At 60.1% G+C, this 20,458-nt stretch carries 17 protein-coding genes, 1 tRNA gene and 2 pseudogenes; 8 read left to right on the forward strand and 12 right to left on the reverse strand.

Annotated features, from left to right (window positions below; genetic code table 11):
- Nucleotides 1-388 precede the first annotated feature (388 nt).
- From FJ424_RS18420 to FJ424_RS18450, 7 genes are all read right to left on the reverse strand, one after another.
- Complete coding sequence (locus tag FJ424_RS18420) at nt 389-1,567, reverse strand: acyl-CoA dehydrogenase family protein (protein WP_140653920.1); 1,179 nt, start codon at nt 1,565-1,567, stop codon at nt 389-391.
- Nucleotides 1,568-1,637: 70 nt separating this feature from the next.
- Nucleotides 1,638-3,659 carry a non-ribosomal peptide synthetase gene (locus FJ424_RS18425; RefSeq protein ID WP_140653922.1) on the reverse strand — a complete coding sequence of 674 codons (2,022 nt, stop codon included), beginning with the start codon at nt 3,657-3,659 and terminating at the stop codon, nt 1,638-1,640.
- 35 nt (nt 3,660-3,694) lie between these two features.
- Entirely contained in the window at nt 3,695-4,723 is a 1,029-nt protein-coding gene (locus tag FJ424_RS18430; RefSeq protein ID WP_140653924.1) for a thioesterase domain-containing protein, read from the reverse strand.
- A gap of 92 nt (nt 4,724-4,815) precedes the next feature.
- Nucleotides 4,816-5,427, reverse strand: coding sequence for a 4'-phosphopantetheinyl transferase superfamily protein (locus FJ424_RS18435; RefSeq protein ID WP_140653926.1), 612 nt, complete (start codon nt 5,425-5,427; stop codon nt 4,816-4,818).
- 615 nt (nt 5,428-6,042) lie between these two features.
- Nucleotides 6,043-6,127: transfer RNA gene (locus FJ424_RS18440), tRNA-Asn, on the reverse strand.
- A gap of 121 nt (nt 6,128-6,248) precedes the next feature.
- On the reverse strand, nt 6,249-7,520 hold the full coding sequence (locus tag FJ424_RS18445; protein WP_246677288.1) for a GNAT family N-acetyltransferase: 1,272 nt from the start codon (nt 7,518-7,520) through the stop codon (nt 6,249-6,251).
- Nucleotides 7,521-7,620: 100 nt separating this feature from the next.
- Complete coding sequence (locus FJ424_RS18450) at nt 7,621-9,534, reverse strand: polysaccharide biosynthesis/export family protein (protein WP_140786371.1); 1,914 nt, start codon at nt 9,532-9,534, stop codon at nt 7,621-7,623.
- A 278-nt stretch (nt 9,535-9,812) separates the two neighbouring features.
- Between FJ424_RS18450 and FJ424_RS34060 the strand changes: the two are divergent.
- From FJ424_RS34060 to FJ424_RS34065, 4 genes and pseudogenes are all read left to right on the forward strand, one after another.
- Nucleotides 9,813-9,911, forward strand: a pseudogene (locus FJ424_RS34060) (SDR family NAD-dependent epimerase/dehydratase); the annotation flags it as partial.
- 221 nt (nt 9,912-10,132) lie between these two features.
- Nucleotides 10,133-10,948 (forward strand): response regulator transcription factor, encoded by an 816-nt coding sequence (locus FJ424_RS18455; RefSeq protein WP_140653930.1) that lies wholly within the window; start codon nt 10,133-10,135, stop codon nt 10,946-10,948.
- 257 nt (nt 10,949-11,205) lie between these two features.
- Nucleotides 11,206-11,463: a hypothetical protein gene (locus FJ424_RS18460; protein ID WP_181167072.1), complete on the forward strand. Its 258-nt coding sequence runs from the start codon at nt 11,206-11,208 to the stop codon at nt 11,461-11,463.
- Between the two features lie 52 nt (nt 11,464-11,515).
- Nucleotides 11,516-11,647: pseudogene (locus FJ424_RS34065) on the forward strand (IS630 family transposase); the annotation flags it as partial.
- Between the two features lie 101 nt (nt 11,648-11,748).
- Here the strand turns inward: FJ424_RS34065 and FJ424_RS18465 are convergent.
- The 5 genes from FJ424_RS18465 to FJ424_RS18485 all read right to left on the reverse strand — a co-directional run bounded on the left by FJ424_RS18465 (nt 11,749) and on the right by FJ424_RS18485 (nt 16,201).
- Nucleotides 11,749-12,459, reverse strand: a complete 711-nt coding sequence (locus FJ424_RS18465) for a response regulator transcription factor (protein ID WP_226891962.1) — start codon at nt 12,457-12,459, stop codon at nt 11,749-11,751.
- 369 nt (nt 12,460-12,828) lie between these two features.
- Entirely contained in the window at nt 12,829-13,533 is a 705-nt protein-coding gene (locus tag FJ424_RS18470) for a Crp/Fnr family transcriptional regulator (RefSeq protein ID WP_140643778.1), read from the reverse strand.
- 402 nt (nt 13,534-13,935) lie between these two features.
- Entirely contained in the window at nt 13,936-14,328 is a 393-nt protein-coding gene (locus tag FJ424_RS18475; RefSeq protein ID WP_140653932.1) for a hypothetical protein, read from the reverse strand.
- A gap of 380 nt (nt 14,329-14,708) precedes the next feature.
- On the reverse strand, nt 14,709-15,188 hold the full coding sequence (locus FJ424_RS18480) for a MaoC family dehydratase (RefSeq protein ID WP_140653933.1): 480 nt from the start codon (nt 15,186-15,188) through the stop codon (nt 14,709-14,711).
- Complete coding sequence (locus tag FJ424_RS18485) at nt 15,185-16,201, reverse strand: aldo/keto reductase (protein WP_140653935.1); 1,017 nt, start codon at nt 16,199-16,201, stop codon at nt 15,185-15,187. The genes FJ424_RS18480 and FJ424_RS18485 overlap by 4 nt, the downstream gene beginning before the upstream one ends.
- 161 nt (nt 16,202-16,362) lie before the next feature.
- On the opposite strand from FJ424_RS18485, the gene FJ424_RS18490 reads away from it, so the two are divergent.
- The 4 genes from FJ424_RS18490 to FJ424_RS18505 are packed head-to-tail and all read left to right on the forward strand — an operon-like array spanning nt 16,363 to nt 20,329.
- Nucleotides 16,363-17,508: an acyl-CoA dehydrogenase family protein gene (locus tag FJ424_RS18490; protein ID WP_140653936.1), complete on the forward strand. Its 1,146-nt coding sequence runs from the start codon at nt 16,363-16,365 to the stop codon at nt 17,506-17,508.
- Entirely contained in the window at nt 17,505-18,287 is a 783-nt protein-coding gene (locus FJ424_RS18495; RefSeq protein WP_140653938.1) for a 3-ketoacyl-ACP reductase, read from the forward strand. Before FJ424_RS18490 ends, FJ424_RS18495 begins: the two co-directional genes overlap by 4 nt.
- Nucleotides 18,288-18,311: 24 nt before the next feature.
- A complete protein-coding gene (locus FJ424_RS18500) occupies nt 18,312-19,460 on the forward strand; it encodes a dihydrodipicolinate synthase family protein (RefSeq protein ID WP_140653940.1) in 1,149 nt (382 codons plus the stop codon).
- Between the two features lie 8 nt (nt 19,461-19,468).
- Nucleotides 19,469-20,329, forward strand: a complete 861-nt coding sequence (locus FJ424_RS18505) for a sugar phosphate isomerase/epimerase family protein (protein ID WP_140653942.1) — start codon at nt 19,469-19,471, stop codon at nt 20,327-20,329.
- Nucleotides 20,330-20,458: the final 129 nt, after the last annotated feature.

A 20,458-nucleotide genomic window follows, 5' to 3' on the forward strand; every position in this document is an offset into this window, starting at 1 on the left:
GAAGAATCCTCCAATCAAATCACTTCAAGCCGTCCTCACCCTTGCGTCGTGTACTGTGAGCGGATTCAGGCGACGCGTTTTAAGGCTTTGTTTTCATGCATGTCGTTATCGCAAAATCGCTGCACACTTTTGCGCGACATGCATTAAGCGGCGAGCGGCGGGACGGGCCGGCGCAGCAGCTGCAAGCCGTCGGTGGCGCCGGATCGGCGCTCCAGACGTGACGTGGCTCCTGGCGGGGCCTGCATCGACAGGTGCTCATACCACTCAGCGCCGCCTGAGAGCGGTTGGGAAAAACAGCCGAAAGACCCCATCAACCTGCCCGCCGTCCGAAGAGCCCTTAACGCAGCCCTCCTACAATCAACGCCAGGGAGCGATGTCCCCATTGGGCTCACGACAACGACGCGACCACCTCCAGCATCACCTCCGTCGCGCCGCCGGCGATGGATAGGACGCGTGCATCCCGCGCTATGCGCTCGATCGGACTCTCTCGCATAACGCCCATAGCGCCGTGGAACTGCACGCATGCATACAACACCTCGTTGACAAGTTCGCCGCAGATGGCCTTCAACATCGAGATTTCGCGCAGGCAGTCGTCGTCCGCCGCCATGCGCCAAGCGGTGGCATAGAGAAACTCACGGCTTGCCTCCACTTTCGCAGAGAGCATCGCAAGACGTTGACGGATCGCCTGCATGTCCCACAGGACGCCCCCGAATGCGCGGCGCGTTTTTACCCAGGAGAGGGTCATATCGATCGCGGCCTCGGCCATCCCTATCGCCATGCCTGCAAGAACAAGGCGCTCATTCTGGAAGTTGCGCATTATGGAGTAGAAGCCCTGTCCCTCCGCACCGAGCACGTTCTCGGCGGGGATGCGGCAACCGTCGAAGACGAGCTCCGCCGTATCGGAGGAGCGCCAGCCGAGCTTGTCCAGCTCGCGGGCGACACTGAAGCCTGGCGTCCCCTTTTCGACGAGGAACATCGTGATCCCGTGGCTTCCTGCCGAGGGATCAGTCTTGGCTGCGACGCAGTAGAGATCCGCGTGAACGCCATTCGTGATGTAGAGCTTCGTACCGTCGAGCACATAGGAGTCGCCATCTCGCAGCGCACGCGTGCGGATGGCCTTCACGTCCGAGCCCGCATCCGGCTCCGTTATGGCGACCGCGGTGATCACCTCGCCGCTGATAATGCCCGGCATCCAGCGCGCCCGCTGGGCTTTGGTGCCGTCGTGAAAGACATACAAGGAAGCCATGTCGGCATGGACCAGCATTGCATCGGCGACGCCGCCATAGGTCGAGCGCCCGAGCTCCTCGGCGAAGACCGTTGATGCGACCGCGTCCATCTCGGCACCACCGTACTCGGCAGGGTAGCGGATGCCGAAGAAGCCGAGCTCGCCCATGCGGCGCAGGATCGGACGAGGAATGAATCCGTTCTCTTCCCAGAGATCCGCATACGGCTTGATTTCCTCATCCACGAACCGGCGCACTTGGTCGCGCAAGAGCTCATATTCCGCCGCCACCCAAGGCAGTCCGGGTTCTCGTGCCGATACCCAAGCTTTGTCCATCATCTTCATCCGCTCTGCATGCGTCCAATGCAAAGGCACCGCCTGGATTGGTGCCCAAGGTCGGGGGCATTCCGGCAAGCTAGAGTTCGACCTCCTCTCTCGGTCCCTCCGAGAGTGGGGAGCCTTTGGAATTTGCCATCCAACGCATTCCGTCGATCACTTCCGCCAGTTCGGCGAGCGTCGGGCGCTCAAAGAGGTTGCGAAGCTGCACGTCGACGCCGAAGATCTTCCGCATGCGCGACACCGCCCGCATCACCAGGAGCGATTCCCCGCCCAGACCGAAGAAGTTGTCGCGACGGCCGATTGCCTCGACCTTAAGGAGATCGCACCACAGCGCGGCCAGCGTCTTCTCGGTCTCCGTCAACGGGGCGGCGAATTCTTGCGCAGCCTGGAAGTTTTCCGCGATCGGCTCGGGAAGCGACGAGCGGTCGATCTTGCCGTTGGACGTGAGCGGCATCCGTTCGAGGCAGACATAGTGCGTCGGAATCATGGATCCTAAGAGTTCTTCGGCGAGGTGCGCGCGCAGGTCCGCGACGGTCAGGGGTTTCGACGAGACATAGTAAGCCACAAGTCGCGCGATGCCGTCTTCGGCCGCTGGCGGTTCGATATCGCCCATTTGGACGATCGTTGGTGTCGCTGGCGTCGTCGTCGAGTTGGCGATGGCGATGACAGCGCATTCCTGAACGTGTGGATGCTTGAGAAGCCGCGCTTCGATCTCGCCCAGCTCGACACGTGCGCCACCAATCTTCACCTGATGATCGGCGCGGCCGAGAAAGTCCAGGCGCCCTTCCGAGTTCCAGCGGGCAAGATCCCCCGTCTTGTACAGCCGCAGCTTCGAAAACCCATCTCGAGGATCGGGGACCGTAAGGAAACGCTCGTCGGTCAGGTCAAGGCGATTGAAATAGCCTCTCGCGAGACCGTCGCCGGCAATGAACATCTCACCGATGGTGCCGGAGGCGGTGGGCTGATGTGCTTTGTCGAGGACGTAGATGCCCGCATTGGCGGCCGGAACGCCGATCGGCACCGATGCGGATTGATCCCGGTCGATGTCGAAACGGTGAATCATGCAGCCAACCGTGGCTTCGGTTGGTCCGTACTCGTTGTAGATTTCGATGGGGTGGGGGATGGCGTTCGTGATATCGCGAGCCAATTCAGTTTTGAAATCCTCGCCGCCCACGATGAACTTGCGCAGCCTTGTGGTCTCGAGATTGCGGTCGCGGATCATCGCGAGATGCGCCGGCGTCAGCTTCATGATATTGACGGCATTGTCGTCGATGACCTTGAGCACGACCATGCTCTGGACTCCGGGATCACCGAGATAGACCACGATGCGGCCGCCGGTGACGAGTGGCGTAAAGAGCGTGGTAACGGTCAGGTCGAAGGCGAGGGATGAGAAAAGGGGCCATGCGTCACCTTCGCTGGAACCGTATACCCGAGCGGCCCACCAGATGTAGTTCACCAGGCTCCGGTGCTCGATCACCACGCCCTTGGGCGTGCCGGTCGAGCCGGAGGTGAAGATGATATAGGCGGCGCTGTCCGGAGTGGCAGCGGACGGTCGGGTCGAGTCCGGCTGATTCAAAATCGGCCCGAAATCGGCGTCGAGCACGAAAATGTCTGCAAGGTTCGGGGAAATGACGGATTGAAGGCGCGCCTGTGTGATCACCACCGGCGCCCGCCCGTCGGTCCCGTTGGCAATGTCCTTCAGGATCGTTGCGAGACGCCCCTTGGGCGTTGCCGCATCCACCGGCACATAGGCCGCGCCGGACTTCAGGACGCCCAAGATCGCGACGACGACCTCAATGGAATGCTCCATGAACACAACGACAATCCGACCTGGCCCAGCGCCGGTCGAACTTAGATGCGTGGCCATCTGGTTGGAGCGTTCGTCGAGCTGCCGGTACGTCAGCATTGCGTCACCGAAACGGATCGCTTCGGCGTTGGGACTACGCCTCGCCTGGTCGCGGAAGAGATCGATGACCGTCCTGTCCGACGGGTAGGGCGCCGCCGTGGCATTGTACTCGACAACCAGCGCCTGATGTTCAGCATCTTTCGGCAGGGGAAGTGCTACGCCCTTCGCCACGATAGGTAGGACTTCATTCATGAGATACGCTCTCCATTGCAGAAATCAAAAATCAATCACGTCAATCGCTCAGCCCTTCGGGTTGCCTGGCGATAGAGCTCTGCGATGGCAGGTGCGTCCGGCTCCTCCAGCATACGGCTATCGTTGCAGTCCTCGGGCCCGAAATAAAACTCGGCTTGGGGCATCACTCGAAGCCATTGGCGCGCCGCCGCACCCGATCGCATCCAAGCCTTGTTCGGAAGGAATATGCATACTCGACCCGAATACGGGGTGGGGATGTACCGCCGCAAAGCCGTGATCGCCGTGGATTTGAGTCGAGCTCTGCTCGCCAGCACCGGATCTGCCGTGGCAGGCTCTTTGCTTTTGCGAACGGGGGTCACGAGGGCGCCGACGCGCCCGCCAAGGTTCCCGAGACGCCTGCCGAAATACCGGAGACGAGCGCCGAATGTCGGCAGCTTTGCTATCTCTCGCAGAAATGAATCGGCGGTGCGACTGGCAAAGAAATATAGCTGACGCGGCAATTCCTTAAAGATGATGGGGTGTAGGGGGCCAAAGAGCGCCATGCACGGGACCTCCGCTCCGCGTTGACGCAGGATTTTCGCCAGCTCGAGAGCGGTTGCAGCGCCGGAGCAGTAACCGGCGATGATGTACGGACCGGTGGGCTGATATGCGACGATCTGGCGGGCGAAATACTCCGCGATATCTTCGACGCGTTCCATCGGTTCGCTCTGCCCATCGAAGCCAGACGGTTGGAGTGCGTAGAACGGCTGATCGCCACCCAGGTGCTTCGACAGGTCTGAGAATGAGAAGGGCGCCCCGATATGCCCGGGCACGGCATAAATGGGCGTGCGTGTTCCGCGAGACTGCAGGGGAATGATTGCTGGCTGTTGCCGGGCTGCAGCCGTGGCCATGTTCAGAAACGCGATGATTTCGCCCTTCCGGTTACGCAACTGGTCGGAAGACTCGGCAGTCAGTGCGCCAACTGGGGCGTTGCAGCGCAGCCGGTCGCCCTCTACCCAGACCTTGACGTCCTTGACCGCGAGGTCTGCGAGAAGCTCCGGGATCTGCATCAAGTCCGCCGACATAGGGCCTCTCGAGTTGGTTGACCTCCTCGCTTATCCGCAGTGCATCGTAGGTGAATGATGGCATCGCCGACATTTCAATTCCGGACTACCACTCAATTCCGGACTGCCACGGTCCCGATGTACCCGGGTTTCGGTACGAACCTATGGACAGCCCAATCCCTTTCCTCCCAAGAAAGGGGCTGTCCTAAACCGCATCCCAAGGCCTTGGAGATAGCCTCCAGCCGGGTCCAGCGCCGGAGGAAACCTTCCAGCCGGTCTTGCGGAGCAAGGGCGGTGTAGGACCCGTATTCGGAGGCGGAAAAGCAGAGCGCTGCGATCTCGTCCGCTTCGGGCACCGGCAGAACTGCCTCGATGTCCACCCCGACCTCCTCCCTGGTCGAGAGGGCGACGACCGCGACATCTCCGGATCGTGAGACGCTGAAGCGCAAATCGCGAGCAGGCATGCGGTGCGAGAGGCGGGGTTTGCCCAGTCGTCCATATTCCAGTTCGATGTCGGACGGCAAGATTCCCAGTTTGGAGGCGAGGAGCCGTCGCAGCAGCCCACGGGTAGCTTCAAAGCGGCGGCGGTCCCGCTCCAGTCTCAACCCCTCGGCGCGCCGACGTTCCTCTTCGTTGAGGCAAACGCCTATCTCGCGGATGACGTCCTGCTCAGCATCGAGCATGAATGCCAGGACCTCCAAACCATCTTTGTCGAGAACCGGCATTATGATCCCGGGTCTCAGCCCGACTTTATCCAACGAGTTTGAGCGGGGCGGTGCCGGCTCCACAAGAGGCTGACTGACGTCGAATCTGGGTCGAATTGATCGATGTCCCGGCCGAGCCGAGACAGCATGAAAATTCCAGCTCGCGCCAAATGCGCCATGGCGATCGTCCCCGCCCGCGCCGGAAAGTTGGATAAAGTCGAGCACGGGGCAGCACTCAGAAGTCATACGTGGATCCCGATCGCTGGGAACGCTCGTTCATGCGGAATCCCGATGAAACAATCACGTAAGAGCGAAAGCAAGGAGCGGCTGGTGGATATTTTGATGTATGGATGTGCTATAAAGACCCAGACATGCTGCTGCTCGCGAGGGGTCTGTCGAGGCGAAACGGCCGAACTTATCTTGATACCTATCTTGACGATGAACTCGCGCCCCATTGATCTCCTGCTCTGAGGAATAAGGCTGCTGGCCAAAGAGCAGTTTACTTGGATGCGGAATGCGTCAGATCAAAGCAATCTCCGCTTCGCTTGCGATGCCACCGTCAGTTAAGGTCCAATTCGGATTACCTCTTCTGACTGATTGATCGGCCATGGTGGCTACGTGGCCACTTGGAATCTATGGCTCCAGCGGTAGGAGTCGAACCTACAAGCCTTCCGGCGTCGCATCAACAGTGCGGTGCGTCTACCAATTCCGCCACGCTGAAACATAGATTAGACAAATCCAACCTCTCCTTTGTCCTCGCCTGCCGAACCTGCCGATCGATGGTCCAAGAGCCTGCCCCAAAAACTTGATACAAAGTGGCAACTCCTATTTTGCTCGACACTTCAAGCCGCGGCCTGTCTCATGCGAGTGGCAATGGTCCCTAGCACCCGCTTGGCACCGCGCAGCTTTGCCTCGATGCGGCGCTCTGGACTGTCTCTGCCTATTGCGATCCACGTCAAAGGATGCTCGGCATTGGCCAGGTGTGACTTGTGCCCGGCGGCGCCTGCCAGAAAATCGTAGCCGCGCTCCCCGCGTCCGAAGCTGTCCTCAATGGCCAGCACATGACTGACAAGCCCGGGTTTGAGCCGGCCGTCGCGCTCAAACAGAAAGCCGCTTTGATAGTTGAGAACACGGCCGTCATGCACGAAATTGTACAAGACTCCAATTGTCTGGTCCCCAGCCAGCGTCCGTGAGATGCGGACGGTCCCCGTGGGAACTCCGCGCGCAATGAGGTCCTCGTGAAAACGACGGAAGCTCGGATTGGCAAAGGATCCCTTGTGTCTCCACCGCGCCTGATGAAGCTCGGCGAGCAAATCAAACGCGGCGAGCGCTTCCGACGTCGCTTCCAACGTCCGGAACTCAATGGGGCCGCGTTCCGCATATAACCGCATGGCACGGCTTACCGCTTGGCGAGTATTGCGGCCCAATGTGGCGCGGTAATTTCCGCCTTTCTGCCGGACTTTGGCGAAATCAATCCACCGTGCCGTATCTTCCGCTTTGACCTCGGTAAGGAACCCAGCCCTACGCGCGGTGCGGCAAGCGGCCAATTCGAAGTCCCGATCAATTCCGGAGAGCACCAGCTGGTCGGAGTAGCGCAAGTGATGTGCCAGAGCCTCGAGGCATGCCACCCTGGTGGCATCGGCCAAGGATCGCTCCGCAAGAATATTGTTGTACTCGATGAACAATCGATCGAAATGAACGTCTCCGGTTTCATTGAGCAGCCAACGCGCTCGTGCATGCAGCCCGAAACTCCACGCCCTCCGCCGGCAAATAATCGCCAGGCCGACGATCTTGCTTGACGTCCGAGCGACTAAAACGTGGGGTTGCGCCCCCGCCGGGAGATGCCGCAGCCAAGTTCCGATCCAAAGCCAGGACAGATAGAATGAGTGAGTTGCTCGCGCTTCGAGCTCCTTCCAATCGGTCTCAAGTTTCGCGATGTTCTGCAAGACCTCCACGCTAACGTCGATCACCGTATCCTGAGGCATGGCAGGCTTGTCTGAAGCAACACGATAGCGCTTCGCATCGACAACCGAGATGTCGCCAGATTCTGACATGCCCCCATCTTTCAAATACTTTGCCTTCGACGCCGTGCCATTGGCTAAATACTTCGCCAACGCCCCACGTTATGATTCCAGCGGGACGCGCCCTGGATTACTAGCGTTGCGGCCGCCGGAGGCGAATTGCCATGTCCAGGGCAAAATCCTTTGCCAGGCATCAATTCGGACTCATCACCTGATCCGCCAGCACGCGGCCAGGCCCTACGTCGTTGAGAGTGCTCGCGGCCGGCAAGCTGTCGCCGGTCGGCGACGAGGTTGGGACCGGCGAACCGGCTGGCTCTCCTGGCTGGCTTTCGCCCACGATGATGTTGACGAGGTCACCTGGTCGCAACAGGGTCATCCCGGCGGACTCGATGCTGACCGGCCCGGCTGTCGATTGCCGCACGATTTGATAGGTCACCCTGTTCGCGTTCGTCGCGAACTGGGCCGCAAACTGGGCGCGGGTCACCGGCAACGTGTACAGGATGCCTTCGCTTGCGTTCAAATCGCGTACATTGGCCGCGATCTGGCTCTCCGTCGTCTCAAGCTCGACCTCCAGATCGTTCCTGAGGTCGGCACGGGTTTGCAACACCTCAGCCTCCAGCGAAGCGACGCGCTGCTTGGCGCTCGCGTACTGGTTGCGGGCGTCCCGCCGACGCTGTTCCGCGTCGGACAACTCGCTCTGGGCCTGGTCCATCATCGTCACGTTGAGAACTTTGCGGTCCACGAGCGTGCGCATACTGTTGACGCGCTCCTGGCGCAGCTTGACGAGTTCGTCGAGCGATTCCATGTGTCCATACGCGACGACATCCTGCTTGGCCGCCTCCAGCGCAGTCAGGGTCGCGCGTTCGCGATACTTGCGGGCCATGGCGAGGGCACTACGACGGTCGCTCTGCTCATTGACGAGGTTGGCGGCTTCGACCGCGCCGGCCAATTCCAGCAACTGGGACGGGATCTTGGGCGCCGTACCGTCGCGCTCGGCCTCCAGGACCGCCCCGCGCGCGAGCAGTTTCACCATGGCATCGATCGCCCCGCTCCGCTTCTGGGTTTCACGCACGGCTTCGATCTTCTGCCACGGCTCGCTCTGGCCCTGGTTCAGTCCGCCGGCGAGCGCGATGGCATGTAGGATCGTCATGCCGGGCGCGTACTTGAACGAGCCTGGATTCTTGACCGGCCCCAGCACGTAAATGGGCGAGCGCTCCAGCGACACGATGTTGACCAGCCCCTTGCGGCCAAGCAGTTGTTCGAAGGTTTCCACCAGGTCGGCCTGTACTTGTTGCGCCGACCGGTTGGCGACCGCAATGGAGCCAAGCAAGGGCACGGAAATCGTGCCGTCCTCCTGGACAGTATATTCGCCGCTCAGTTCCGGACGCTGCAGGATGCCGCCCAGCGCCGAGGCCGAGGACGCGCCCGCCCACTTGTCTTCCTCGACGTCGACTCGCTCGTAGAACGCGACCTTGAGGCGATCGCCGACGCCGAACAGGCCTCCTGTTGGCACGTCTGGCGCCATGCCGAGCGTTTTGGAGCGCTCGGAATTGGTGGCGACGGCAGGGGCGGCGCTCCTTTCGATCAACGCTGCGGTAGACGCATCCGGTCCCGTGCTGAGAGTTTTGGAGCGCTCGGTACTGAGGACGGTAGGCGCGGCGCTCGGTTCGATCAGAGCGGCGGCCAACGGCACGATCGCGCGGGAGGGTTCGGCCGTGGCTTGGGCCGGTTGATCTTGCCAGCTGTCGATAGCAGCAGACACCTTCTGTGCCAGAATTCCGGAGACCTCCTCGACCTTCTGTGCCAAGGTTCCGGAGACCTCCTCGACCTTCAGCATCACGGGTCCGGAGATATCCTCGACCTTCTGTGCCAAGGTTCCGGAGACCTCCCCGACCTTCAGCATCACGGGTCCGGAGACATCCTCGACCTTCTGCATCACGGGTCCGGAGACATCCTCGATGGCCTTCCAGTTTTTGATCGCGCCCGCTCCCAGGGCGGCGACGCCAGAGAGCCCCATGACAAACAGGACGCCTTTCATGCCGCTCCGGGCCAAATGCGACGAGGAGGAAGTGACGGGTTCGGAGTTGTATTTTGTATCCATGGCCATGGCGTGTGTCTTTCGCTTTTTCAATGGTGGCCATCCCGTCCCGAACTGGTCGAGCCGAGCAAGGCTCTGCCTTATCGTGACCCTTCACCGCCAGCGGCACAACTATCCCTTTGTGGGCACTCCTTCGGGATAACACCGCCTTGCACGAACTCGTTCAATGAGCAGATTACCGCGCCGCAGGAGAACCTCTTTGAAAACGAGACAAGGCAATCGAACGCAGCGAAGAACCGGAATATTGGTCTATCGACGGAGCGTCTCGAACCGCCTGCGGCACCAACATGCAATCGCAGGACGGCTGGGCCATCTCCAATTTCATCGTCCAAGCCTTGGAGAACGGGCCGATCACCATCCACGGCTCCTGGCCGCAAACCCGATCGAGGGTTTCGGGTTTGAGAATCCGGATAGATCTCGACGATGCTGCCCTAAGCCTAAAGAGGGTATTTTGGCGCCTAAAGAGGGTATCTTGGCATGGGGGTTTCGTGGCGTAAGGTAATATAGGCTGAAAAGAAACCATGGCGGTTGGCGCGTGGAGTGCCGGGTTCGTACATCAAACGGGCCATAAGAGAGGTCGAGCGCCACAGATCAGAGGAAGGCTGCGATGACAAGACAATCTTTTATAACAGTGCTTGTGGGAACGAGCGAGTTACTACGAGAGGGTCTTATTCGAATCCTCGATGCAGAAAAGTTTCGTATTCTTTCCTCTGCAGACTGTGTTCACGATCTTCTGCAGAAGCCACTTCCCCAGAACCGATCCATCTTGCTCATCATGGATGTCGGCGGTACTGATGCCAACGCTGGATTCGCACAAATTGCAGACTTTAAAGCAATTTACCCGACCAGTCATGTCGTTGCGCTAGCCGATAACTGTCGATCGAACGATATAGTTTCAGCCTTTCGTGCGGGAGCTGACGCGTATTTGACAAAAGCCGCTGCTCGCGAAACCTTCATCAAAACCATCGAATTGGTTATGCTTGGGCAGACGGTGCTGCCTGCAGAAACGTCGATGTTTATTCAAGATATTTGGCCTAGCATGAAATATGATGCGGCACATGATTTGGCAAAAGTGGCTCTTAAAACGGAGGACGAGGAGACAGAGTTGTCGGTTTTGTCAAATCGTGAAAAGAATATTCTTCATTTTTTAATCGAAGGGGAGTCTAACAAAATCATCGCGCGCAAGATTAACATCGCCGAAGCTACGGTGAAGGTACACGTCAAGGCCATCCTTCGAAAGATACGGGTCCGCAACCGTACTCAGGCTGCAGTTTGGGCGATGAATCATGGCTTGCTCACTCCCTCCGCCGGCAATGGCCTGTCAGGGAATGAAAAGATCGCAATTCAGCCCTCTCATGATCCGCAAGAGCTAATTGAAGCGCAAAAGGGGTACCGCTTTCTCGAGAGCACTCATCCGATGTGATCGCCTCCAGGTTGCGGGGAACCCGAGTATTTCGCCATGGCTCTCAGCTCGGGCAGGCCAAATTCTTTGGCAGTTAAATTCTCTCGCGAAAAACTAACGGTGGATCATGAGCGAAAGCGCTTGAACTCGCCCGACGATCTGCTAACAAAAATTTGTATGTCTCGTCGGGACATTTTACAGCGAAGACATACGGAAGCAGCCCATTCAAAGCTAACAGATCTCACTATCCTTCTTTGAAGTTGAGGGGATGCATTAAGGTGGGCAACGCAAAAATTGCTCCTGGATTTTCGCTCAACGAAGCCCGAATTGGAACGGTCGAGGGCGGAGAATCTGGGCTCCTGGTCTGGAAATTCGACCAACTGGTTGCAGTCCTTACTCGGATCGACGAGGAAGCCTACTCCACAAAGGGCAAATGGTTCCTCGAGACAGGCTTCGGGTTGCTGAGCGGTCAGCACAAGAATTTCGATACGATCGAGGAAGCCGTAAGCTGGGTGGGCAGACATACCTTCCCCTAATGCCCTTGATTGATCAGCGGATTTCCGCAACCCGGCGCGCGGTTAGCTTCCGGTGGCCGAATTTGGCAAACGCGGCCTGAAGGTCGACCATCGCTCGGTCTGCGAATTCGTGCACGCCGCACAAAAAAAGGCGCTGACTGCAGCTGAGCAGGATCGTGTTGACGCGGCGCGCCGGCGGGCGCGGTAGGTCCAACATCAAGAACGGGTTGATCCCGCCCGCCTGATGACCGGAGGCAATTTCACTCCGCTCCAATCACTGCAACGAGGTCCCTCGACTTGGGATCGTCACTTCCGCATAGTTCCTTCCGTGAAGAGATCGTTGACCTTGTAGGCGACTTCCGTGCGGTTGGTCGCCTTCAGTTTCTTCATGATGTTTCGTATATGCACCTTCACGGTGCTTTCACGCAGGTTCAGCTCATAGGCGATGATCTTGTTCGCCTTCCCGCGACGGAGCGCTTGGGCGACCTCGGTTTGCCTTAGAGTGAACATTCTCGACAAAGGCTGCGTGTCGCGGCTGTCTGACTCGATCAGATGCCGCATGGAGAGAACGCTGCTTGCAGGGACAAAGATACCTCCGGCTGCAGCAAGGTTGATCGCTTCGACACACACATCGATACCGACTGAGGTCGGAATGTAGCCTCGTGCGCCACATTCGAGAGCTGCCAATATCTGTGCAAGGTCCTCATTGTCCGCCAGGACAACTACGGGGATCGATTTGAACTCAGACGATATGCGCCTGATCTCGTCTGCCGTGGCATGATCGGCGGCCTTCCGACCGCCAAGGTTGAAGAGTATGGCGACCAGGGGAGGGGCTGAGCCCTTCTTCATGCGCCATTCTTCGATTGAACCCATGGCGGCGACCGCCATGCCGAGTTCGTGGTCTACGAGGGCCGATGCAAGGCATTCTCGGTCCAAGGCCCTTCCATCCAGTATGAGAAGGCATTGCTCATGACGAGCATTTTCGGTTCCGTTGCTCGAAACCGTTGGTTGATTCATAGAGTTGTAATTAACCAGTCCAGCTGAGGAGCTCATACTACCAGCCCTTTTGCATACCAGCCGCCTTGCGCGGCCGACTACCCCTTATTCTAGAATTTGGAAAAGCAATCCCACCCGTCCAGTTTAAGGCTGGATCGCTTCATTCTGACCACACAGCAGTTCCCGCCTACCCAGCGAAGAACTGCTAACGTTACTCTAGGGTGAGATTATTAGCGGTCGCTAACCTAGGTTAATTTTTAGTAAAATTCCAAATAAGCGAAGCCGACCAGGCCTTGAAGACGCTGCGCCGCTGGTTCCCAGGCACGCCGTTGTGCCTGCTGCTTGAACCGAGGAGGCAATCGCGGGAGCATGCTGGATCCGCCAGAAGATCTAGCTGAGGTACTCTTTCTCAAATCCGGCCGATTTTACGAGGTTCTTGCGGTTAAGAATCTCGACATGGCCAGCCTTGAATGAGACGAGACCGGCACTGCGGAGCTCCCTCAATGTCCGGTTCACGTGAACGGGGGTCATTCCGAGGATGTCCGCCAGCTCATTCTGAGTGAGAGGGCAGTCATACTTCCCGTGGGCCGACAGGCCAACGTTGGAGAGCCTTTCCTCCAATTCGAGCAGGAAATGGGCGGTCCGGCTCATTGCGTTGCGCCGCCCGACATTCACCAGGTGCTCGGCTAGAATGGCGTTCATCCGTGCCAGGGAGTGGGCAATCCTGCTGCCGAAGCTAGCTTCGGACAAGATTCCCTCGACCAGGGCCTTCCTTGGTATTGGATAGACGGTCACATCGGTTATGGAGGCTAGCGAAGCGAACCGGGGCCCGTCCACGGAGCGGAAGCCGACAATGTCTCCCCAAAGGGGAGTGTCGATGATCTGCCGTTCTCCGTCCGGCAACCCGCGGTAGAGCAGGGTCCAGCCTGACTTTACAATGAATATCGTATCGTCGTCGTCATCCTGGCGACATACGATCGAATGGGGTTTGTAGGCTCTGGCGGCAACACCGAGAAAATCGTTGTTGGCCCACTCAGTCTTCGACCATGTCCCCCCAACCGGACGTGGGCCTATGAATTGCGACAGCGTCTGCATGGAGATCCCCAGTTTCTCCAACTTTACCACAACCTACAATAGATAATTCTTGAAAGCCAGATGTGAGCGACTTCACAGTGAGCTGGGTATGGTTGCAATGCCCGACGGAAAAGAACTCTTCTCCGACGTCTGCAACGCCGCTGCGACTTCGAAGTTCCGTATCAGCCGCCCACGGTGGAGAAATCGAAGGCCGATGTCTTCGCCGGCGATAGTGCGGCCTTCAGGCGAGGCGGCATTTACATCCGCCTGGCTTGCGCATTTCGCGTCCAAACGCGCATTTGGCCGTTTGCAGAAAGTTGCAGTTGGGAATTTGCCCGCCGAGCCTCGAAAATGTGAGGTCGGCAGGCCAGCTACTGGGCCGCCGCAGCCGCTGTCTTCGAATGCATGATAACGTTTTGGTCTTCAGGCGTTCCCCTTGGGGGCGGCCTTGCTCAGCCATTGAGGATCGAGAGCCGTATCGTCGGGATGGGTGGGGGCTTCGAAGGCATCGATCAGCGTTTTTGCTGCCCTGCCTGCAAGGTGGGATTCTGCGTACCTGGCTTGGACGGCCCGGGCGCGATCGTAAACTTCTTTGAGCTGCCGGACCTCCTTGGCCCCCAACGTCTCACGCATAATCTGCCTGGCCATACCGTTTCCCCTTCTTGCGTTGGAACGCCAAGCAAATCGCCGTCTTCGTCTATCAGCATCGCCCTGCGCGCCCGAAGAGATGGCCAACTTTGGCAGCAACCCGTGATCACCGGCAAAACCAACGCGCCCGGTCTCGTCAGCCAGTTCCTCGCGACTTTTGGCAAGCATCTTTTCGCGCCTAGCGCCCAGACGGCCGATCCGAGTGAGAATAGAGTTTACATGGTGGCGAAGTCTCCGGGCATTCGCCCTGGCTAAGCTTTAATGCTTACCGTCGGGCCTGCCGTACACAGGTTCCTTCGGAAGGAGTATCTGCGGCCATCCTTCTGCAGCGGGATGTCCAGCTACGTCCTTTGGCTCCCCGCGGCGCGGCGGAAAGAAGCAGGGAAGCGAGGAGAGCCGACATCGCATGACCATGTCACTGTATCGCGGCGGCTCCGACCGCTCGCCTTGCGTTGATGCGCTACAATAATCTCGGCAACGCGATCGAGCGCACGCTCGACAAGCAGACAGCATGCCTGCACCCCTTGAGGATGCAGAAGCGGGATCCCTCAAGCCATGTCTCGCCGATAGATCATCAGCTGGTTCTCGCCTTCCTGTATGATCCCACCCCACTGATTGCGAACGACGAAACGCAGGCGAAGGACTGCGCGGGCCGGATTGCGCGTGGTCCGCTTGTCCGCGACCGTTACCTCCGCTTTGATGGTGTCGCCGGCGAACACCGGGCCTGAAAACCGCCACGTCCAGCCGAGCGACGCTACCGCCCTGAACCGGGCGACGGCATTGTTCTTCAGTCCATCGACAAGAGACAGCACGAGCAAGCCATGAGCTACACGGGCCGGGAAGCCATGCCGCCGCGCCGCCTCGTCGCTCATATGGATTTCGAACCGGTCACCGGTCATTTCCGCGAATGCCTCGATGACAGTTGCCGTTACTTCTCGGGAAGGCGTTTCGAAATGGTCGCCGATCTCCACGTCTTCGTAGCTCAACCCGAAACCTGTGAGCGATTTCCCCTTGGGCTCGACACTCATGCCGGCACCGGAGCATCCTCTCGCAACAGTCCCTTCTTCTTCAGGTCCTTCCAGAAATCGCCCGGGATAGAGTAGCTGAACCAGGAGAGATTCTGCTCGAGTTGCTGGACGGTGCGGGTGCCAGCGCAGAAGGAGGGGATGGCCGGATGCGCTACCACGAACTGCAAGGCGGCGGCCGGCAGCGGCACGCCGTGTGCGCGGCAGACCTCTTCGATTTTCGCGACTTTTTCAACGATGTGGCTTGGCGCTGGTGAGTAGTTGTACTTGGCGCCGGGAACGGCACCCGTGGCCAGGATGCCGGAATTGAATCCCCCGCCGACGAGCACCGCCGCGCCACGTTCGACGCAAAGTGGAAGAAAAGCGTCCAGGGCCTGCTGTTCGAGAAGCGTATAGCGACCTGCCAGCAGGAAGCAGTCGAAGTCGCGCTGCTTCAGGGCTTCGTGGCAAACCTCCCATTCGTTAACGCCAACGCCGATCGCCTTTACAAGGCCTTCCGAACGCAGCTTCTCCAGCGCCTTCCAGCAGCCATCCATCGCCTGCCGAAAGACCTCCGGCTGCTCGTCCCCGCGGGTGAACCGATCGATGTCGTGGATAAAAAGCATGTCGATGCGTTCGAGGGCCAAGCGCTGCAGCGAATCCTCGAACGACCGCATGGTGCCGTCGTAGGAGTAGTCGAAATTCATGGTGTTCGGCGCGGCGTTCGACCACGGCGCGAAGTCGATCTGCGAGCGCTTTGCCGGTTTCAGCATCCGGCCCACCTTGCTGGCGAGGACAAACTCGTCGCGCTTCTTCCACCGAAGCGAATGCCCGGTTCGCAGTTCCGAGAGGCCGTGGCCGTACATCGGCGCGGTGTCGTAGAAGCGCACGCCCGCATCCCATGCGGTCTGGATCATGGCATCCGCGGTCTGCTCCTCTATGGGCTGAAGGAAATTTCCGATCGGAGCGGTTCCGAACGCGAAGGCCGTAACCTCGAGCCCGGACCGGCCGAATACACGCTTGCCAGACGGCTTCATGACATCCTCCATTAGTAACCATCTGGTTATTTATATTTAAGTTCACGCGGCGCCGCAAGCACTTGATAGCGGCAACGCCTCGCGATGCAAAAGTCCGGCGCTTGACGTCGGCGGCGATTCCGGCATAGTAGTAACTAGATAGTTACATACGGAGGTCGACCGTGCCGCTGAGCGAAACGCAGCAGCAGGTGCGCGAGATGGCGCGCCAATTTGCCGAGGATGTCATTCGTCCGGTTGCCGAGGCGCTCGATCGGGATGAGCGCTTTCCCGGCGAGATATATGAGCAGATGGGTGAGCTCGGTCTCTTCGGGATAGGCGTCCCGGAGGCCATGGGCGGCCCGGGCTTCGACACGCTTACCTATGCGCTGGTGATGGAGGAACTGTCGCGCGGCTATGCGTCCGTCGCCGATCAATGCGGCCTCGTCGAACTGATCAGCACCTTGCTTGTTCAGCATGGCACCGAGGCGCAGCGGCAGCAGTGGCTGGGGCCTGCGATGCGCGCCGAGAAGAAGGCTGCCTACTGCATCACCGAGCCTGAAGCCGGCACCGATGTTTCCGGGATACGCACCACCGCAAGGCGCGACGGGGACGGGTGGCGACTGAACGGCGGCAAGATCTGGATCCACAACGCACCGGTCGCCGACGTCGGTTTCGTGCTGGCGCGCACCGACAAGCATGCGGGCCATCGCGGCATGTCGATCTTCATCGTCGATCTGCATGCCAAGGGAATAGAGCGCGGGCCGAAGGAACATAAGATGGGTCAGCGGGCCAGCCAGGTCGGCGCGCTCAATTTCAACGACGTCGTTCTGGGTCCTGAAGCGCTGCTGGGAGAAGAAGGCCGCGGCTTCCACATGATGATGAGCGTGCTCGACAAGGGGCGTGTGGGCATAGCCTCGCTCGCCGTCGGCATTGCGCAGGCCGGGCTCGAGGCCGCCGTCGACTATGCCCAGCAGCGGCGTCAGTTCGGCAAGCCGATTGCCGACTTCCAGGGCGTGCAATGGCTGCTTGCCGACATGGCAAAGGACATCGAGGCGGCTCGTCTGCTTGTGCGCAGCGCCGCCGAGAAGATCGATGCGGGGGAAAATGCAACCAAGGCCTGCTCGATCGCCAAATGTTTCGCGGGAGACATAGCCGTGGCGCGCACCGCCGATGCCGTGCAGGTCTTCGGCGGTTCCGGCTACATACGCGGTTTCGAGGTCGAGCGCCTCTATCGGGACGCCAAGATCACGCAGATCTATGAAGGCACCAACCAGATCCAGCGCATGATCATCGCCCGCGAGCTCCTCAAGCATGGAGCCCGGGCGTGAGTGCCGGATCGCGCCATGCGGCTTTCGTCACGGGATCGAGCCGCGGCATCGGGCTTGCAGCGGCATTGCAGCTCGCACGGCGCGGATTCGGCGTGGCGCTCAATGGCCCGGCCGACGACGAGGAATTGAAATCCGCCGAAGCCGCGGTCGCCGCGCTCGGCGTTCCGGTCGCGCGCATCGCGGGCGATGTCGCCGATCTGAGTGCGCACGAAAGCATGCTTGACGCCGTCGAGGCCGCCATCGGGCCGCTGTCGACGCTGATCAACAATGCCGGCGTGTCGGTCATTTCGCGTGGCGATCCGCTCGATGTGACGGAAGAGAGTTATGACCGCTGTCAGGCAATCAACACGAAGGCGCAGTTCTTCCTGTCGCAATGCTGGGCCAGGCGGCTTGTCGCCCGCAGGCGCGATGACGGCCGCTTCTACAGCCTGATCAACGTCTCCTCTTCCAATGCCACGGCGGTGGCGGAGACCCGGGCCGAATATTGTGTATCGAAGGCGGGATCTGCCATGGTGAGCCAAGTCTTCGCGGTCCGCCTTGGCCGCGAGAACATCGCCGTCTACGACATCAGGCCTGGTCTGATCGAGACGGCGATGACCACGGCGGTCAGCGAAACCTACCGACGCCGCATCGACGAGGAGGGGCTGACATTGATCCGCCGCCTCGGCAAGCCGGAAGATGTCGGCCGCGTCATGGCGACGCTCGCCACAGGCGAGCTGCCATATACGACCGGCCATGTCATTGCCGTCGATGCGGGTATGTTGGTGCCGCGGTTCTGACTGCGCAGCGCCAGGGAGAACGCCATGATCATCCAGCTGCCGGACACCACAGGCAGACTTTCCGATTATCGGCTGCAGGGCAAAGCGATTCCGGCCACGCGGTTGCCCCCCGATGCGCCACGCACCGTGCTGTCGGCGGCCCATGTTGTGGCGGATCCTTTCAGCGTGAGCGATCCCGGCGGCCCCGCCGCCATCGACTGGAAGGCCACGATGGCATTCAGGCGCCACCTCGACGGACTCGGCCTCGGCATCGCCGAAGCAATGGACACCGCGCAACGCGGGATGGGTCTCGACTGGCCCTCGGCTTTGCAGCTCATCCGCAGGACCAAGGAGGAGTTGCCGGACGCGCTCGTCTTCAACGGCGTCGGCACCGATCAGCTCGGACCGGCCGATGCACGCTCGCTCGACGATGTCCGCCGAGCCTATTTCGAACAGATCGAGGTCATACAGAAGGTCGGCGGCAGGTTGATAGTCATGGCCAGCCGGGCGCTGGCGGCCGTGGCGTGTTCGCCGGACGACTACATATCGGTGTATCGCGACGTGCTTGCGCGCTGTGACCGCCCGGTGATCCTGCACTGGCTGGGAGAGATGTTCGATCCGGCCCTCAAGGGCTATTGGGGGGCTGACCGCTTCGAGAATGCGCTCGAGACGGTGTTGGCGATCATCGGGGACAACATCGCCAGGATCGACGGCATCAAGATCTCGCTTCTCGACAAGGAGAAGGAAATCGCGATGCGCCGCCGTCTGCCTGCCGGCGTTAAGATGTACACCGGTGACGACTTCAATTATCCGGAGCTGATCGCGGGCGACGAGAAGGGCTTCTCGCATGCCCTTCTTGGTATCTTCGATCCTTTGGCGCCGGCCGCCGCCTACGCCATCGACCGGCTCGGTCTGGGCGATACCCAAGGGTTCCACGCCACGCTGGATCCGACCGTACCGCTCGCGCGGCTGATTTTCCGCGCGCCCACGCAATACTACAAGACCGGGGTCGTTTTCCTTGCCTGGCTGAACGGCTTCCAGGACCATTTCATCATGCTCGGAGGCGCTCAGTCGATGCGGCCGCTGCCCTATTTCGTGGAGGTGTTCAAGCTGGCCGATGGATGCGGTCTTCTTGGAGATCCCGAGCTCGCAGCTGGGCGCATGCGCAAGCTGCTTGCCCTTTACGGTCTCTGATCGGCGCCATGCGCGATTTTGCGAAGGATCATTCCGCATTGGCGCTGAATACGGCAACGCTTGGCCACAGTCTCGACGGGTACGGTGCGGGCTGGTCGATCGAGCGTGTGCTCGATGCATGCGCCGAACGCGGTTTCGGCGGCATCGTCTTCTGGCGCCGCGAACTCGGCGATCGCGCCATTCAGATAGGTGAACAGGTTCGCGCCGCCGGTCTGAGGGTGGTCGGGCTGTGCCGCGCGCCATATCTCACCGGCCCCCTGGCGCTGCCCGACCGCGAGGCGGTAATGGATGACTTCCGGGCTGCGATCGATATGGCTGCTGGCCTCGGCGCGCCTGTTCTGACCATCGTCGCCGGCGGGGTAGAGCCGGGAACAAAAGGCATCGGCGAAAGCCTCAAGCTGGTTGCGGATCGTGTTGCCGAAGCGGCGCCTTACGCGGCTGTCAGAAATATTCGCCTCGCTATCGAGCCGCTGCATCCGGTTTATGGCGGCGACCGATCCTGCCTGGTGACGATGCGCGACGCGGTCGACCTTTGCGTCGCCGTCGATGCACCCAATGTGGGCGTTGCGGTCGACGTTTACCACGTCTGGTGGGATCGTACGCTGGCCGAAGAATTGCTGCGGGTCGGGCCGAGGCGCATTTTCGGCTATCACCTTTGCGATTGGCTGGCGCAGACCCGCGACGTGCTGCTCGACCGCGGCATGATGGGAGACGGCGTGGCCGACCTGAAGGCGATCCGCGCGGCGGTGGAAGCGGCTGGCTATGACGGGCCGTGCGAGGTGGAGGTGTTCTCGGCGCAAGACTGGTGGAAGCGTGATCCCGGGGACGTCCTGGACGCATGCGTGGAGCGCTTCCGCTCCGTCTGTTGAAGACGAAGGTTTGACAGCGCTCGCAACCCCGCTCGGGGACTGTTGCGTGGTCAGCCGCCGCCTGCGAAACGGCCTTCTGCCGCGCTCAGATCGATCCCGATATTAATGCATGTCGCGCAAAAGTGTGCA

The organism is Mesorhizobium sp. B3-1-8 (assembly GCF_006439495.1).
Classification (GTDB): domain Bacteria; phylum Pseudomonadota; class Alphaproteobacteria; order Rhizobiales; family Rhizobiaceae; genus Mesorhizobium.

Coding starts and splice junctions, on each gene's coding strand:
- FJ424_RS18420 (WP_140653920.1), bottom strand. CDS start 1,567: ATGAAGATGATGGACAAAGCTTGGGTATCGGCACGAGAACCCGGACTG.
- FJ424_RS18425 (WP_140653922.1), bottom strand. CDS start 3,659: ATGAATGAAGTCCTACCTATCGTGGCGAAGGGCGTAGCACTTCCCCTG.
- FJ424_RS18430 (WP_140653924.1), bottom strand. CDS start 4,723: ATGTCGGCGGACTTGATGCAGATCCCGGAGCTTCTCGCAGACCTCGCG.
- FJ424_RS18435 (WP_140653926.1), bottom strand. CDS start 5,427: ATGCCGGTTCTCGACAAAGATGGTTTGGAGGTCCTGGCATTCATGCTC.
- FJ424_RS18450 (WP_140786371.1), bottom strand. CDS start 9,534: ATGGCCATGGATACAAAATACAACTCCGAACCCGTCACTTCCTCCTCG.
- FJ424_RS18455 (WP_140653930.1), top strand. CDS start 10,133: ATGACAAGACAATCTTTTATAACAGTGCTTGTGGGAACGAGCGAGTTA.
- FJ424_RS18465 (WP_226891962.1), bottom strand. CDS start 12,459: ATGAATCAACCAACGGTTTCGAGCAACGGAACCGAAAATGCTCGTCAT.
- FJ424_RS18470 (WP_140643778.1), bottom strand. CDS start 13,533: ATGCAGACGCTGTCGCAATTCATAGGCCCACGTCCGGTTGGGGGGACA.
- FJ424_RS18475 (WP_140653932.1), bottom strand. CDS start 14,328: ATGCTTGCCAAAAGTCGCGAGGAACTGGCTGACGAGACCGGGCGCGTT.
- FJ424_RS18480 (WP_140653933.1), bottom strand. CDS start 15,188: ATGAGTGTCGAGCCCAAGGGGAAATCGCTCACAGGTTTCGGGTTGAGC.
- FJ424_RS18485 (WP_140653935.1), bottom strand. CDS start 16,201: ATGAAGCCGTCTGGCAAGCGTGTATTCGGCCGGTCCGGGCTCGAGGTT.
- FJ424_RS18500 (WP_140653940.1), top strand. CDS start 18,312: ATGATCATCCAGCTGCCGGACACCACAGGCAGACTTTCCGATTATCGG.
- FJ424_RS18505 (WP_140653942.1), top strand. CDS start 19,469: ATGCGCGATTTTGCGAAGGATCATTCCGCATTGGCGCTGAATACGGCA.